Origin of the sequence: Rhodococcus sp. 7Tela_A2, assembly GCF_049311045.1 — a bacterium.
Classification (GTDB): Bacteria; Actinomycetota; Actinomycetes; order Mycobacteriales; family Mycobacteriaceae; genus Rhodococcus.
On sequence record NZ_JAXION010000102.1, the window covers coordinates 1 to 16,059 of the forward strand.

13 protein-coding genes and 1 pseudogene are annotated in these 16,059 nt (G+C 66.8%); 11 read left to right on the forward strand and 3 right to left on the reverse strand.

Translation table 11 applies throughout. The features are described 5' to 3' along the window. A pseudogene (locus TVH25_RS16885) lies at positions 1-190 on the forward strand (enoyl-CoA hydratase/isomerase family protein); the annotation flags it as partial. A 223-nt stretch (positions 191-413) separates the two neighbouring features. Beyond that, on the forward strand, positions 414-1,232 hold the full coding sequence (locus TVH25_RS16890) for a M23 family metallopeptidase (RefSeq protein WP_169622061.1): 819 nt from the start codon (positions 414-416) through the stop codon (positions 1,230-1,232). A 55-nt stretch (positions 1,233-1,287) separates the two neighbouring features. On the opposite strand, the gene TVH25_RS16895 is transcribed toward TVH25_RS16890, so the two are convergent. Next, on the reverse strand, positions 1,288-3,258 hold the full coding sequence (locus TVH25_RS16895; protein ID WP_422424915.1) for a M13 family metallopeptidase: 1,971 nt from the start codon (positions 3,256-3,258) through the stop codon (positions 1,288-1,290). Between the two features lie 140 nt (positions 3,259-3,398). Between TVH25_RS16895 and TVH25_RS16900 the strand changes: the two genes are divergently transcribed. Further along, the gene (locus TVH25_RS16900; protein ID WP_422424916.1) at positions 3,399-4,583 is read left to right on the forward strand and encodes a serine hydrolase domain-containing protein; all 1,185 of its coding nucleotides are present in this window, start codon (positions 3,399-3,401) and stop codon (positions 4,581-4,583) included. 34 nt (positions 4,584-4,617) lie between these two features. Here TVH25_RS16900 and TVH25_RS16905 read toward each other — a convergent pair whose 3' ends face one another. Both TVH25_RS16905 and TVH25_RS16910 read right to left on the reverse strand, forming a co-directional pair. Beyond that, positions 4,618-5,547 carry a PaaI family thioesterase gene (locus TVH25_RS16905; protein WP_169622064.1) on the reverse strand — a complete coding sequence of 310 codons (930 nt, stop codon included), beginning with the start codon at positions 5,545-5,547 and terminating at the stop codon, positions 4,618-4,620. A gap of 84 nt (positions 5,548-5,631) precedes the next feature. Further along, positions 5,632-6,666, reverse strand: coding sequence for a sigma-70 family RNA polymerase sigma factor (locus TVH25_RS16910; RefSeq protein WP_422424917.1), 1,035 nt, complete (start codon positions 6,664-6,666; stop codon positions 5,632-5,634). A 248-nt stretch (positions 6,667-6,914) separates the two neighbouring features. Between TVH25_RS16910 and TVH25_RS16915 the strand changes: the two genes are divergently transcribed. The 8 genes from TVH25_RS16915 (at position 6,915) to TVH25_RS16950 (ending at position 16,046) form a co-directional block, all read left to right on the forward strand. Next, the gene (locus TVH25_RS16915; protein WP_422424921.1) at positions 6,915-8,333 is read left to right on the forward strand and encodes an ABC1 kinase family protein; all 1,419 of its coding nucleotides are present in this window, start codon (positions 6,915-6,917) and stop codon (positions 8,331-8,333) included. Between the two features lie 109 nt (positions 8,334-8,442). Then, a complete protein-coding gene (locus TVH25_RS16920; RefSeq protein WP_169651522.1) occupies positions 8,443-9,252 on the forward strand; it encodes a crotonase/enoyl-CoA hydratase family protein in 810 nt (269 codons plus the stop codon). A gap of 30 nt (positions 9,253-9,282) precedes the next feature. Beyond that, positions 9,283-10,440, forward strand: coding sequence for an acyl-CoA dehydrogenase family protein (locus TVH25_RS16925; RefSeq protein ID WP_422424918.1), 1,158 nt, complete (start codon positions 9,283-9,285; stop codon positions 10,438-10,440). Positions 10,441-10,442: 2 nt separating this feature from the next. Then, positions 10,443-12,011, forward strand: a complete 1,569-nt coding sequence (locus TVH25_RS16930) for an AMP-binding protein (protein WP_422424919.1) — start codon at positions 10,443-10,445, stop codon at positions 12,009-12,011. Further along, positions 12,008-12,628: a TetR family transcriptional regulator gene (locus TVH25_RS16935; protein ID WP_169622070.1), complete on the forward strand. Its 621-nt coding sequence runs from the start codon at positions 12,008-12,010 to the stop codon at positions 12,626-12,628. Before TVH25_RS16930 ends, TVH25_RS16935 begins: the two co-directional genes overlap by 4 nt. After that, entirely contained in the window at positions 12,625-13,770 is a 1,146-nt protein-coding gene (locus TVH25_RS16940) for an acyl-CoA dehydrogenase family protein (RefSeq protein WP_296550720.1), read from the forward strand. Before TVH25_RS16935 ends, TVH25_RS16940 begins: the two co-directional genes overlap by 4 nt. Beyond that, positions 13,767-14,795, forward strand: coding sequence for an acyl-CoA dehydrogenase family protein (locus tag TVH25_RS16945; protein ID WP_296550721.1), 1,029 nt, complete (start codon positions 13,767-13,769; stop codon positions 14,793-14,795). Before TVH25_RS16940 ends, TVH25_RS16945 begins: the two co-directional genes overlap by 4 nt. Before the next feature lie 27 nt (positions 14,796-14,822). Next, a complete protein-coding gene (locus tag TVH25_RS16950) occupies positions 14,823-16,046 on the forward strand; it encodes a CaiB/BaiF CoA transferase family protein (protein ID WP_296550722.1) in 1,224 nt (407 codons plus the stop codon). Positions 16,047-16,059 lie beyond the last annotated feature (13 nt).

The window sequence follows — 16,059 nt, forward strand, 5'->3', positions numbered from 1 at the left end:
CCCCCCGGGCGTCCGGTTGCCCGTTGGGGGGCGCGGGCGGGGCCGCGCGCTCGCCAACGACTCGTCCGCGTCGATCAAACGAGTGATGAACGGGGCGACTCCGGCCGAAGCCGTCGACGCCTTCGCTCGCCTGTGGGTAGCCGACGCGCACTGGGAAGCAGCCGAAAAAGTGATGAATCGGGCGCGCTGAAACCTGTTGGACGCGTGACCTCGGTCACTTTTCGGCCGAAACCTCCGAGACCTCGCGAACCGACTGAGGTTTGTGTGACTGGAGAGATCTCTTTTTCGTAACCTGAGCCACTTTTTACAACGATCGTGTCAAGACGCCGCGCCGGAAATCCGTAAAATCGGCGCTATCGTGATGATCTCGTAATCAGTTCGTTATCAGGGGACGACCAAGAGGGATCGCAGCTTTGTCACACACTTCGGAACACCTCGACCACGCCACCCGTGCATCCCACGGCCTCACCACGGCCGCACGTGTCGGCCGTTGGGCAGCCGTGGTCCTCGTGACCGGTGCCGTCACCGCCGGCGGAACCACAGCGGCGAACGCTGCGGGCGGACCGTCCCGCCTGGAGACCGGCCCGGCATGGACGGGCATCGCGACGACCGCACTGTCCACCGCACCCCAGGTCCTGACTGTCCCCGGGTTCGAGTCCACCGACTACGCCGAGAAGTTGCGGCGTGCGTCGGAGCGTGACGCACAGCGGATCGCCGACGAAGCCGCCGCCCTCCAGGCCGAGGCCGATCGTATCGCGCACGAGGAAGCCGATCGGCTCGCCCGCGAGGCAGCCGAACAGGCCGCACGCGAAGAGGCCGCGCGTCGCCCCGCACTGGCGTTCCCCGCCGCGGGCACTCTCACCTCCGGCTTCGGCGCGCGGTGGGGCACCAACCACAACGGCATCGACATCGCCAACTCGATCGGTACCCCCATCGTGTCGGTGACCGACGGTGTCGTGATCGAGACCGGCCCGGCCACGGGATTCGGACTGTGGGTTCGCATCGCTCAGGACGACGGAACGATCGGAGTGTTCGGGCACATCGACCAGTCCCTGGTCTCGGTCGGTCAGCACGTGCGTGCCGGCGACGTGATCGCGACGATGGGTAACCGCGGCCAGTCCACCGGACCGCACCTCCACTACGAAGTGTGGCTGCCCAACGGCGTCAAGACCGACCCCATCCCGTGGTTCCACGCGCGCGGCGTCCCGGTGCCCAGCTCGCACCTCGGCTGACGACACCACGAAAGCCCCCATGTTCGGAAAGAACATGGGGGCTTTCGCGTATCGATCACCAGATTTTCACGCGCTCCGACGGGTCGAGGTAGAGGCCGTCGCCTTCCCGCACGTCGAACGCCCGGTAGAACTCGTCGATGTTCCGGACGACCCCGTTGCACCGGAACTCGGGCGGCGAATGCGGATCGACGGCGAGTCGGCGGAGCGCCTCTTCGTCGCGGACCTTGGTGCGCCACACCTGAGCCCAGCCGAAGAACACGCGCTGCAGTCCGGTCAGCCCGTCGATGACGGGCGCAGGGCGGCCGTCGAGTGCGATCGCGTACGCCTTCAGGGCGATCGAGAGGCCGCCGAGATCGCCGATGTTCTCGCCGATCGTGAACTTCCCGTTGACGTGATGTCCGGGCAACGCCTTCGGCTCGAACGTGTCGTACTGCGCGATCAGTTCTGCGGTGCGCTTACCGAATTCCTCACGATCCGAGTCGGTCCACCAATTCTCGAGGTTTCCGTCCCCGTCGTACTTGGCACCCTGGTCGTCGAATCCGTGTCCGATCTCGTGCCCGATCACCGCACCGATCCCGCCGTAGTTCGCGGCGTCGTCGGCGTGGAGATCGAAGAACGGGGGCTGCAGAATCGCTGCCGGGAAGACGATCTCGTTCATTCCCGGGTTGTAGTAGGCATTGACCGTCTGTGGGGTCATGAACCACTCGTCACGATCGACCGGACCGCCGAGTTTAGCGAGATCGCGGTCGTACTCCGCGGCATACCCGCTGCGGTAATTGCCGACGAGGTCGTCGGCAGCGATGGACACCGCCGAATAGTCCCGCCACCTGTCCGGATACCCGACCTTGGGGGTGAACTTGTCGAGCTTGCGCAGTGCCGCCCCGCGGGTCTCCGGGCTCATCCACTCGAGGTCGGTGATGCTCTGCCGGTACGCCTCTGTGAGGTTGTCGACGAGCACCTGCATCCGGGTCTTCGCCTCGGCAGGGAAATGCCGCTCGACGTAGATCTTGCCGACGGCCTCACCGAGCAGGTCCTGCACCAGCGACACGCCGCGCTTCCACCGAGCGCGGATCTCCTGAGCGCCGGTGAGTTCGCGTCCGTAGAACGCGAAGTTCTCGTCGACGATTGCCGAGAAAAGGTACGGGGCACGTGCCCGAAGCACCCGCCATGCCGCCCACGCCTTCCAGTCGTCGAGCGACTGGTCGGTCCACAACTGCGTGAACACCTCGAGGAAACTGGGCTGCCGCACGACGATCTCGGACCATTGCCCGGCGGTGGCACCGGTGGCCGTGATCCAGTCCGTCCACTCGAACCCGGGCAGATCGGCGATCAACGATTCGAGCGTGACCAGGTTGTAGGTCAGGTCGGCGTCGCGGCGTGTGACGACATCCCAGTGCCCGGCAGCAAGCGCGGTCTCCAGAGCGACCACCCGCGCAGGGTCGTGGTCGAGGCCGGCGAGGGTGAACATACGGCCGATGTGCCCGGTGTACGAGTCGCGGATGGCGGCGTACCGCTCCTCCCGGTAGTACGACTCGTCGGGAAGGCCGAGTCCGCCCTGCGCGACGTGGATCAGATAACGCTGCGAGTTCTTCGAGTCGGTGTCCACGTAGTGCGCGAGCGCCCCGCTGACACCGACTCGCTGAAGTTCGCCGAGGACTGACGCGAGTGCAGCGCGATCGGGCGCGCCCGCGATCGCAGCCAGTTCCGCGGAGATCGGAGCCATGCCCGCGGCCTCGATCGAATCGATATCCATGAAACTCGCAAACAGGTCACCGATCTTCTGCGCATCGGTGCCGGGTTCGGCGCTCGACGCCGCAGCCTCCTCGATGATCGACCGGACGTCGACCTCGGCTTTGTCGGCGAGCGTGCGGAACGCGCCGTCGAGAGCGCGATCGGCCGGAATCTCGTGTTCGGCGAGCCATCGCCCGCTGACGTGCTCGAACAGGTCGTCCTGGGGCCGGACGTGCTCGTCGACATGTTCGAGATCGATGCCGGAGCGGATCTCCGAATGTGGCGCGATGGTCATGGGCTCCATCCTTACACCGATTCCCCGGGAGGTGCAGACGCCCACCCGAACGCGGAGAACCTCCACGCCCGTGGTGCGCGGCTCCTACGATCGTGCGGGGGACAGCGGTTCGCGACGGTAGCGCTAGGAGCACGGGTGGCATGACCGAGAACGACATACCGGCCACGCAGATGGTGGTCGACCCGCGCTTCATGCCGGTCGCGGATCAGTTCTTCCGGATGTTCTTTTCGCCCGGTCAAGGTGGCGGTGCACTGACGTGTTACCTGCACGGCGAATGCGTTCTCGACATCTGGGCCGGGTGGGCCGCCCGCGACAAGCGGTGGAAACGGGACACGGTGGTGCTGTCCTTCTCGACGGGGAAGGGAGTCGCGAGCACGGTTCTCCACCGCCTCGCCGAGCGAGGGCTCGTCAAGTACGACAGCCCCGTGGCGCAGTACTGGCCGGAGTTCGCCGCCGCGGGCAAGGACGCCATCACCGTTCGCGAGCTGATGTCCCACCGCGCCGGGCTGCACAAGGCGCGGGGACTCGTTCCGGGGCGCTTCGGGTTGCTCGACTCCGAGGCCGTCGCTGCTGCGCTCGCCGCCGCGCCGCCGGACCCGCGTCGCTTGGCCGGACCCGGCTATCACGCCGTCACCTACGGAAACCTCGTTGCGGAGGTAGCGGCGCGCGCGTCCGGGAAATCGTTCGAGGAACTCGTCCGCACCGAAATTGCCGAGCCGCTCGGAATGGATGAGTTCTGGTACCGGGTGCCGCAGGACCAGCGTCATCGCATCGCGCGAGTCTTCCCCAAGATCAATTTTCTGCCCGCCCCGTGGGCCACCGCAGGCGCGGTACTCGCCAGGACACCCGGTCTGCGTGGACTCGCCGAGGCCGGCATGGCCGAGGGATTCGACGAGTTGATGCGAAGCCCCCGGGCGCACGATTCCGTGATGCCGGGCTGGAACGGCGTTTTCACCGCCCGGGCGCTGGCCCGGATGTACGCGGCCCTCGCCTGCGGCGGGGCGATCGACGATGTCCGCTTCCTGGAGGAAGACACCGTCCGGCAGTTGACCGAGGTTCAGACCCGAGGCCGCGATTACGTACTCGGAATCCGGGCCAACTGGCGTCTCGGGTATCACCCGGGCTGGGTTGCCTCGAGGCATCAGCCGCTCCGATCCGTGGGTCACTACGGCTTCGGCGGGTCCGGGGCCTTCGCCGATCCCGAGACGGGACTGTCGGTCGCGTTCGTCACGAATCGGCTGGGTAACACGTTCACGACAATCTCCGACGGGCGTTTCCCCCGCCTCGGCGCGACAGCCGTGGCGGCGGCACGCCGAGCCGGGTGATCACACGGTCCCGGTCCTGGCGACGCCGTACCGCCTAGACGCCGGGGAAGAGCTGAGCGTTCGCACGGGCACGCACATACACGGTGCCGTCCGCACCGCAGATCACCGTCTCGATCGAGGCGAGGCGGCGCCCGGCGCGGGTTACCTCCGACTTGATCTGCACGGCAGGGCCCGGTGCGGCAGGGGAACGCAGATAGTCGGCACTGATCTGGAGAAGCCGGTATCGGCCGCCGACGCCGGTGAGGGTCTGTGCGGCCAGACCGGACACGATCTCCGCCATCGACATGAGCACGCCGCCGTGGACGGAGGCGATCGGATTGGCCATCCATGCGAGCGGGACGATCTCGCCCTGCACCGTGCCGTGCTCGACGGCGGTGAGGGTCAGTCCCAGTAGTTCCGCCAACGGGCCACGGGGCACGGTCTCCGCGGCGATACCGGCGACGATCTCGAGACCACCCAGTTCGGCGAGTACGCCGGGGTCCGCGCACGGCCCGGGCTCGGTGCCGGTGGCAGCGGCGTGAGTGACATCCGGCGCGCGAAGTGCGTCGGACGGTGCGCGTCCCACCACGATCGACCGTCCGGTCAGGTGCATCACGGGGTTGCCGTCGTCGTCGAACAGGGTCGCTTCTGCCAGTCCGGTGGTGTCGTCGAAGTAGACGCTGCGGCCACGTCCCGAGACTGCCCCCGTGACGGGGAACGGGTGGGCCGTCGACGCGGTGATCTGGGACATCACGGACTGTGGTCGTTCACCGGTGGCGTGCAACCGCGCGACTGCGACAGCCGCACCCACGGACACGTCGGTGAGCACACCGACCGAGCCGATGGTCGTCTGTCCACGGTGGTCGAGGTAGCGGGGACCGACGGGCTGCGATACCGCTATCTCGTTGTCGCCTGTGATCGACAGGCCGATGCCTGTGAACGTGGTGGGTCGGTCGAGCGGGAACGGCGCCGCGTCGGTGATCATGTCCCCTTCTCTATCAGGGGCACCGATCACCGGGTGTCTCGGGTAGCCGCTGCGCGCGGTCGGGGCACGGTGCGGAAATGTGTCTCAGCTTCGGGTCGTCGGGAACGCCGGCAGGCCGAACCGGGCAAACAGGGCGGTGGTGTCATCGGCGAAGAAGGCCGTGGCATGCGCGACTTTCCCGCCGACAATGTCGAGAACCTGGAGCTGAAAAGGGCGGTGCACGCCGTCCTCCCCGCGCATGTAGAGCCCGAGCGCAGGCTGACCGTTTGCGGTTGTGGGCAGCATGACCTGGTCGCCGGGGCCCTTCGCCGGACAATTGAGCTTGATGAGGGTGACGATGGCGTCGGCGCCCTGGTACCAGCCGTCGAACGGCGGCATCTCCCAGATCGCGTCCTTCGTGAGCATGTCGACGAGCGAGTCGATGTCGTACTTCTCGAACCCTTCGACCCACCGCTCCACGAGGGCCTTGGCCTCCGCGCTCTCGGGTTCGGTCGGCCGATCGGACGTGACCTGAGCATCTTTCAACTGCGCGCGGGCACGCTGGAGCAGACTGTTGACCGCGGATGTCGACGTGTCGAGCGCCGTGGCAACCTCGGCCGCGCGCCACTGCAGGACATCGCGCAGCAGGAGCACCGCGCGTTGCCGTGCGGACAGATGCTGCAGCGCCGCGACGAAGGCGAGCCGGATCGAATCGCGCGACGCGACGATCGTTGCCGGATCGGACGGATCGTCGGTCCGCCCGTCGTCGGTGTAGGTGCCGGGGATGGGTTCGAGCCAGGGAACCTCTTGGCGGACCACGAGATCGTCTGCGGGGTCGGAACTGGGCGCACCGAGACCGGTGGGCAGCGGACGGCGTTTCCGACCCTCGAGCGCAGTGAGACAGACGTTGGTCGCGATGCGGTGCAACCATGTGCGCAGCGACGAGCGACCGCCGAAATTGTCGTACCCGCGCCATGCTCGGAGATACGTTTCCTGCACGAGGTCTTCGGCATCGTGGAGCGACCCGCTCATGCGGTAACAATGGGCGAGAAGCTCGCGCCGGAACGGCTCGGCCAGCCCCATGAAATCGGTCTCGTCGGCGACAGCGCCGGGGGGACCGGGGAGAAGTTGTTCTGCCATACCGCACCCACTCCGATTCGTCGGCCCGAACGACTACCCGTCAAAGGGTAGTCGTGGGTACCGACACAGAACACCCTGAGAAATACCCTGAGAAATACCCCGAGAACTCACGTTCGAGCGTTCGTGCCTCTCGATCCTGGGCACCTCTCCGGGTACCGTGCTCACAGCCGCGCCGTCGGGTGCGCGCGTCGGTGAAGGAGTGGGGGCACGCGGTGCAGGATCACACACTGCGCGACCAGGCATCGGAGGTGACCGTGGGGGAGGCGCACCCCTCGCCTCGCGGACCCGTGGGGCCGTGTTCGGGCGGCCCGTCACCCGAGGCCCTGCGGGTCGACCGGCCACCGCTCGACCGATTCGGGCTCGCCGAACTCGGCCGCGCCGTGGTGGTGGGCGTCGTTCTCGTGACGTTCGTGCTGTGGGCGGTACTGCGCTGGGTTGTCCGTCCGCGTGGCCGCGGCGTTGTCGCTGCTGCCGCGCACGGAACGGTCGACGCGTTCGAGCACCTCGGGCCCACTTTCGTGAAGCTCGGCCAGCTGGTCGCCTCGTCGCCGGGGCTGTTCCCGGTCGCTCTCGCGGATGCCTGCCTGCGGATGCTGGACGACGTCCCCACCTTTCCGTCCGCCGAAGCGCGCGCGGTCATCGAAGCGGATCTCGGCCACCCGATCGACGAGATGTTCCTGTCGTTCGAGGACGTGCCGCTCGCCGCGGCTTCCCGCGCGCCGGGTCCCGGCGGCGTGCGGCGCGGCGGGCGCCGTGCGGTGGGGGAGGTGCAGCGCCCCGGGGTCGCGCATCGTATGCTCGTCGACCTCCGTGCCGCGTATGTCGGCGCACGAATGTTGCAGGTATTCGAGTTCTTTCGCATCGCGAACACGCCCGCGATCATCCGCGACCTCTACAACGCGACCATGACCGAACTCAACGCCACGGTCGAGGCGGACCGGCAGGACCGGTTCCGGCGCAACATCGCGGCCTTCGGCGACAACAGATTCGTGACGGTCCCCGAGGTGTACTGGGACTGGTGCGGCCCGCGTGTGATCTGCATGGAACGGCTCAGCGGCCGACCGCTCGACCGTGTCGTCCCGGGGCAGGACGGTATCGACACCGCGCTGCTCGTGCGACGGGGAGTGAAGGTGTGGATCGAGGCGGTGCTGTGCCACGGGCCGTTCCACGGGGACGTGCACGCGGGAAATCTCTGGCTCCTCGACGACGGCCGGGTCGCGCTGCTCGACTTCGGGATCGTCGGCGAGTTGCCCGAGAAATGGCGCGAGTTGCTCCGCTCGCTGTTCCGGGCCGCACTGCTCGAGGGAGATTTCACCGAGGTGGCCCGCAGTGTGCGGGCGCTGGGTGTCGCGGCGGATCTCGACCTCGACGATGTGGAGGTGGGCCGGCAAGTGGCCGACACCTTCGGGCCGCTGCTCGGCCGGGACATGGGGGAGTTGCGTCTGAGCGAGTTGATCGGCGCTCTCGTGTCGCTCGGCCGCGAATGGAACACCTCGAGCCCCGAGGAACTCGTCCTCTTCGGAAAACAACTCGGGTACTTCGAGCGGTACGCCACGGCGCTCGCGCCCGGATGGGTCCTGGGCCGGGATCCGTTCGTGTTCCGCAACGTCTTCCCCGACGAAGTTCGCATACGAATCGCCGAATCGGGCATGAGCCTGCCCGACTGACCGGACACCGCTCGGGGTCTTTACAGTCGCGTGCCGTGTCCGTAGTTTAACGATCGTTCGACCAAATCACGGTTCGGGCCACCTCGGCGACGGAAGGACCACGACCCCTATGACGACAGCGCAGGACGTCGTACTCAGTGAGCGCAACGGAAACGTCGTCACGTGGACGATCAACCTTCCCGATGCCCGCAACCCGATCTCGGGAGACGACGTCGTCGAGCGCCTCGTGTATCTGGTCGACGAAGCGAACAACGACATCGAGACCCGCGTGGTGGTCCTCACCGGTGCCGGAAGCGCCTTCTCCGCGGGCGGCAACGTCAAGGACATGGACGAGCGCGCCGGAATGTTCGCGGGCGCGCCGCACGCGCTCCGGGAGGGTTACCGCCGCGGCATCCAGCGGCTGCCCAAAGCGATCTACCACTGCGAGGTACCGATCATCGCTGCCGTCAACGGCCCGGCCGTCGGCGCGGGGTGCGACCTGGCGATGATGTGCGACATGCGAATTGCCTCCACGAAGGCGTTCTTCGCCGAAAGTTTTGTCAAGCTCGGCATCATCCCCGGTGACGGCGGCGCGTGGCTGCTGCCCCGCGCGGTCGGTGCTGCCCGCGCCGCCGAAATGGCGTTCACCGGAGATCGCGTGGACGCCGCGACCGCACTCGAATGGGGCATGGTGTCGCAGGTCGTCGAACCCGAAGAACTGCTCGGGGCGGCGAACGCACTGGCCGCGCGGGTCGCGGTCAATCCGCCGAACGCGCTGCGCATGACGAAAAAGCTTCTCCGCGAGGGCCAGCGCGTGGACCTCGATACCCTGCTCGAACTCTCTGCCTCCCTGCAAGCACTGTCACACCACACCCAAGACCACCGTGAGGCCCTCTCCGCGTTCCTCGAACGCCGCCCGGGCAACTTCACGGGTAACTGACCCGCCTCAGCGCCGTTCGAAGGACGCACCATGCAACGCACGATCATGACCAAAGAGCACGAGCAATTCCGGAAGATGTTGCGGGACTTCATCGAAAAGGAAGTCGTTCCGCACCGCGAGGAGTGGGACGAACTCGGACGTCCCCCGCGCGAATTCTTCACCCGGCTCGGTGAACTCGGCGTTCTGGGCATCCAGGTACCCGAGGAGTTCGGTGGGGGCGGAGAATCGAGCTTCGTCTACAACACCATCGTGTTCGAAGAGGTGGCCCGCGCCGGAGTCTCGTTCGGCTCGTACACCGTTCATGCGTGCCTGATCCTGCCGTACCTGCTCGAATACGCCACCGAGGAGCAGAAGAAGCGCTGGCTTCCGGGCTTCGCGGACGGCTCGATCATGACGGCCATCGCAATGACCGAACCGGGTACCGGTTCCGACCTCGCCAACATCGCGACCACCGCAAAGTTGTCGGACGACGGCTCGCACTACATCGTCAACGGAGCGAAGACCTTCATCACGGGCGGGGTGACGGCCGACCTGATCCTCACGGTGTGCCGGACTTCGCCGTTCGACCCGGAGAACCGTCGAGGGGGACTGTCGATCATCGCCGTGCCCACCGACACCGAAGGATTCTCCGTCGGGCGCAAACTCGACAAGATCGGCCTGCACCAGCAGGACACGGCCGAACTGTCGTACAACGACGTTCGCGTTCCCGTCGAAAACCTTCTCGGCGAGGAGGGTGCCGGCTTCGGATACCTCACCCACAACCTGCCGCAGGAGCGATTGAGTATCGCGCTCAACCAGGTCGGATTCGCCGAAGCCGCGATTGCCCACGCACTCGCGTACACCAGGGACCGCAAAGTTTTCGGGAAGCCGGTCGCCGCGTTCCAGAACACCAAATTCGTCCTCGCCGAGTGCTCCGCGGAGACCCAGGCCGCCCGCGTCTACGTCGACCACTGTCTCGAACTTCTCGACCGCAAGGAACTGAGCGTCGCCGATGCCGCTCGTGCAAAACTGTTCTGCACCGAGGTCGCCGGGCGCGTGATCGACAAGTGTCTCCAATTGCACGGCGGCTACGGGTACATCACCGAGTACCCCATCGCCCGCCTGTACGCGGACACCCGCGTCACCCGAATCTACGGCGGCACCAGCGAAGTGATGAAGACGATCATCTCGAAGGATCTGGGGCTCTAGGGATGTATCCGGGCCGATACGCAGCCGCGGAACCGGATCGGCCCGCCGTGCACGAGGTCGCGACGGGCCGGACGATCACCTACCGTCAGCTCGAGGACTCATCGGTCCGGTTCGCGCATTGGCTCCGCGCCCACGGTGTCGGAGCCGGCGATCATATCGCCGTGTTGTCGGTCAACGACGCCTCGGTATTCGAACTGTACTGGGGAGCATTGCGATCCGGGGCATACATCACGTTCGTCAACTCGCATCTGTCCGCCGCGGAGGCCGGGTACATCGTCGACGACTGTGACGCAACGGTACTGGCGGTCTCGGCGCCACTCGCACCACTCGCCGAAGAGATCGTCGCGCTCACGCCCAAAGTGGCGCACCGGCTCGCCTTCTCCGGTCCGATCACGGGGCACCTCGTGTACGAGGACGAAATTGCGGGATTGCCCACCGAACCACCGGCGGATCAGCCGCGTGGCAGCGACATGCTGTATTCCTCGGGTACCACCGGGAGGCCGAAGGGAATCAAGCCTCCGCTCACCGGCGCCCGGATCGAGGACGAGCCCGGTCCGCCGCTCCTGAAGACGGTGCGCGGCTTCGGCTTCGGCGAAGACTCGGTGTACCTCTCGCCTGCGCCGATCTACCACTCGGCACCCTTGCGCTACAGCGTGTCGACCCAGGCGCTCGGGGGGACCGTAGTGCTCATGGAACGGTTCGAACCGGAACTCGCACTCGACTGCATCGAGCGCTATCGAGTCACCCACAGTCAATGGGTTCCCACTCATTTCGTGCGGCTGCTGAAACTCCCACGCGAGGTGCGTGACCGGTACGACCTGTCGTCGATGCGGTATGCGCTCCACTCCGCGGCGCCGTGCCCGGTCGAGGTCAAACAGGAACTCATGCGGTGGTGGGGTGAGATCGTCTACGAGTACTACTCCGCGACCGAGGCGATCGGCAGTACGGTGGTCACCCCGCAGGAGTGGCTCCGTAAACCCGGATGTGTCGGCCGGACCGGGGGACCGGGCACTCTGGGGCTCGCACGGATCTGCGACGAAGCCGGTCGGGTGCTCCCGGCCGGAGAGATCGGGACCGTGTACTTCGAGCGCCGCGACTTCTCCTTCGAATACCACAAGGATCCGGTCAAGACCGCGTCCGCCCGACACCCGTTCCGGGAATTCTGGTTTACAACAGGTGATCTCGGATACCTGGACGACGACGATGTCCTGTTCCTCACCGGTCGTGAGAACTTCACGATCATCTCGGGCGGCGTCAATATCTATCCGCAGGAAGTCGAGAGCGTTCTGGCGCTGCACCCCCTCGTTCACGACGTCGCGGTCGTAGGCGTGCCCGATGCCGATCTCGGCGAGCGCGTCGAGGCGTTCGTGCAGCTTTCCCCGCACGTCGTGGACAGTGACGATCCGGAGCGCGAGATCCTCGAGTTCTGCCGGGAACGATTGTCTCGCTTCAAGTGCCCGAGGCAGGTTCGCGTCGTGGACGGGCTTCCGCGCACACCGACCGGAAAGATGGTCAAAGGTGAACTCCGCGAACTCATCGCGAGGTACGGCGACTCCGGGGTCCCGTCGTGAGAGCACCGTCGGCGAAGCAACGGATATTCATCGAAGCCGGCCGGAGGGAGTTCGTTCGGAACGGGTACGGCTCGTCGTCGATTCGCACGATCGCGCACGAGGCCGGTGTCAGCCTGTCGGCGCTGTACTACCACTACAAGAACAAACAGGAGTTGCTTCTCGCCACGCTGATGGATGGTGTGGACACGTACGACGCCGTGTGCGATGCCGAACTCGCCGAGTCCGGTGACGATGCGACAGAGCAACTGCGCGCTTTCGTGCGGGGTAACGTCGCGTTCCGTACGCAGTTTCCCGATCATGCCCGGATGATCGCCACCGAGGTGCGTAACCTCGAACCGGAAGGCGCGCGACTGTACGAGGAACGACGACGGGCCGGGCGACGCCGGATCCGGGACATCATCGACGCCGGAATCGAGGAGGGTGTGTTCACGACCCGCTACCCAGACGACTGCCGCCGGTCGATCCTGGCGATGACGTCCGCGATCGCGAACTGGTACGACCCCACAGGTCCGGATACGCCGCAGGTGATCGCGGAACGATACGCAGAACTGTCCTTGAATCTGCTGTGCCCGGGCGGTGTTCCGGTGCCGGTGAGCAATGGAAGAGATGGACGATGAGCACACGATTGGTGCCGAAAGCCGGACCCGAGGATGCCGCACTGTCCGAACTGCGCGCACGCGTCCGGGCCTTCCTGAAGGAACAGGTCGACGCGGGGACGTTCACGCCCGGTGTCGACACGTGGCTGACGCGGTGGAACACCGAGTTCTCCCGCAGCCTTGCCGCGCAGGGATGGGTCGGCATGACGATTCCGGTCGAGTACGGGGGCCACGGCCGGACGTTCATGGAGCGGTTCGTCGTCACGGAGGAACTTCTTGCGGTCGGTGCTCCGGTGGCGGCGCACTGGGTGGCCGACCGCCAGGCGGCGCCGTCGTTGCTGAAATACGGCACGGAGGAACAGAAGCAGCGGTTTCTCCCCGGGATCGCAGCGGGTGAGATCTGCTGGGCCATCGGCATGTCCGAGCCCGACTCGGGTTCCGACCTCGCCGGTGTGAAGACGAAAGCGACGCAGGTCGACGGCGGCTGGAGGCTCAGCGGAACCAAACTGTGGACCTCGGGCGCCCACCACGCCGATGCGTTCTTCGCGCTGGCGCGCTCCGCCCCGCTCGACCCTGCCCACCGCCACGACGGCCTGAGCCAGTTCATCGTCCTGCTCGACTCCCCCGGCGTGACGATCCGGCCGATCATGTCGATGTCCGGCGACCACCACTTCAACGAGGTGCTCCTCGACGACGTCTTCGTCCCCGACGATCTCGTGCTCGGGACGGTCGGCGCAGGCTGGGAACAGGTGACGAGCGAACTCGGGTACGAACGGAGCGGGCCGGAACGGTTCCTGTCCACCTTCGGTGTGCTGGACGGTCTCGTACGGTCCGTTGCCGACTGTGTTCTCGAGCCCGACACCAGGATCGGTGCCACGATCGCGCGCATGGTGGGCCTGCACCACATGTCCACCGCGGTGTCGGAATCACTCGAGCGTGGTGAGAATGCGGAACTCGCGGCGTCGGTGGTCAAGGTGCTGGGTACCAAGACGGAGGGAGATCTCGCCGACCTCGCCGACGAGATCGCGGGCTACACCGCATCCGACGACCAGCTCCGCCGGCTCGTCCGGGCCGGCGTCATGCAACGGCCGGGCTTCACGCTGCGCGGCGGAACCAGCGAGATCCTGCGCGGGGTCATCGCACGAGGATTGGGAATGCGATGACGGAGTCCCCCGAATTGCGCGATTTCGCGCAGATGCTCTCCGAGGTGTTCACCGCCGGGGACGACCACCGCATCGGAGAGGTCGTCGAATTCGACCGCCCGCTGTGGCAGACCCTCGGCGAACTCGGTCTCGACCGATTGACCGGGAGCGAAACCGACGGTGGCAGCGGCGCGGGCTGGGCCGAGGCGGCGCTGCTTCTCGGTGCCGCGGGTGCTTCCGCGGCCGCGGTACCGGTGGGAGAGAACGACTTGCTCGCAGGGTGGTTGCTCGAACAGGCCGGTCTCGGTGTCGGTCCGGCGGTCCGCACGGCAGCCGTACTCGACGAGAACGGGAGCGCCCGGCACGTGCCGTGGGCACGGTTCGCCGACACGGTCGTCGTACTGTGGCCGGACGCCGACGCGTCCTGGCGGGTCGCGGAGGTTGCCCGCGCTGACCTCGAACTGACCGAATCGGTGAACCTGGCGAGCGAACCACGCGACCACATCCAGGTGGAGACCTCCGAGTTGTCCGGTATCGAGGTACCCCGGACACTCGTCGAGGAGTTCCGGTATCGAGGCGCACTCATCCGGGTCCTCGCGTCGGTCGGTGCGATGGACAGAATCCTCGAACTCGTCGTCGAGCACACCAGCGCGCGCGTGCAATTCGGCCGCGCCATCGGAAAGTTCCAGGCGGTCCAGGCGCTGGTCGCCGACCTCGCCGCGGAATCAGCGCTCGCCCGTGCCGCTACCGATGCCGCTGTCGACGCTGTGGTCGACCACGGATTCGACAGCGCCCGGACCCGGTTCGCCATTGCTGCCGCGGCGTCGTGCAGCGGACACGCGGCAGCGGTGATCGTGCGGAACGCGCATCAGGCTCTGGGCGCGATCGGCTTCACGATGGAGCACGAACTGCACCGCCACGCAAACCGAATCCTCTCCTGGCGCAGTGAGTTCGGAACGGTGGCGTCCTGGGACGCGGAGATCCTGTGCACTGCGGTCGGCTCGGACGAACTCTGGCCGCTCGTCACCGACGGTCCCACCGGCTGACGCGTGGCCCCACGAAAGGACGTCCCCGTGACGAAGAATCGACCGGACCCGTCACACGCGGGGGCAGCGGCCGAACTGCCGCTCGAAGGGCTGACGGTGGTGAGCCTCGAGCAGGCCGTCGCGGCACCTCTCGCTACCCGGCACCTGGCGGATCTGGGCGCCCGGGTGGTGAAGGTCGAACGGGTGGGCGACGGCGATTTCGCGCGCGACTACGACAGTGCGGTGCTAGGCCTCGCCGCGCATTTCGTCTGGCTCAACCGCGGCAAGGAGTCGTTCGCGGTGGATCTGAAGTCCCCGGCCGGTATCGACGCCGTCACGTCACTGATCGCCGGTGCGGACGTGTTCCTCCAGAATCTCGCGCCCGGCGCCGCCGAACGTCTCGGACTCGGCGCCGACATGCTCCGGGCCGGCCACCCGGAACTGGTCGTGGTGAACATGTCCGGGTACGGCGCCGAGGGGCCGATGCGCGACCGTAAGGCCTATGACCTGCTGGTCCAATCGGAGACCGGCCTGTGCTCGATCACGGGGACGCCCGAGACGGCTGTGAAGACGGGAATCCCGACGTCGGACATCGCGGCCGGAATGTACGCGTTGACCGCGATCCAGGCGGCTCTGCTGCGCAGGCATCGCACGGGGGTCGGCGCGACGATCGACGTGTCGATGTTCGATGCGACGGCGGAGTGGCTGGGCTACCCGATGTACCTGCAGATGTACCAGGACCGGCAGGTTCCCCGCATGGGCCTGGCGCACACGTCGATTGCCCCTTACGACAAGTACCCCACGTCGGACGGCGAGATCCTCATCGGTGTGCAGAACGACCGCGGGTGGCGGACGTTGGTGACCGAGGTGCTGGGAATGCCCGAACTGGCACACGATCCGAGGTATTCCACGAACGTCGAACGTGTACGCCGCCGCCACGAGGTCGACAAACTGGTCGGTGACGCGACGAGCTGTTTCGCGAGCGCCGACCTGGACGAGAAGCTCGCGGCGGCCGGCATTCCCGCGGCTCAGCTGCGGGACCTGCGCGGACTCATCGAACACCCGCAGGTCACCGCCCGGGATCGATGGCGTGAGGTGGAAACCGAAGCGGGCGTGGTGCGAGGGCTCCTGCCGCCGATGAACTTCCGGGATGTCGAGCTGCCGATGCGCCCGGTCCCCGCACTCGGCCAGCACACCGACACGGTTCTCGCCGGACTCGGGCTGACGGACGAACAGATCAGGGGGCTGCGCGACGCGGGGATCGTCGGCTGACGGTGCCTGAGCC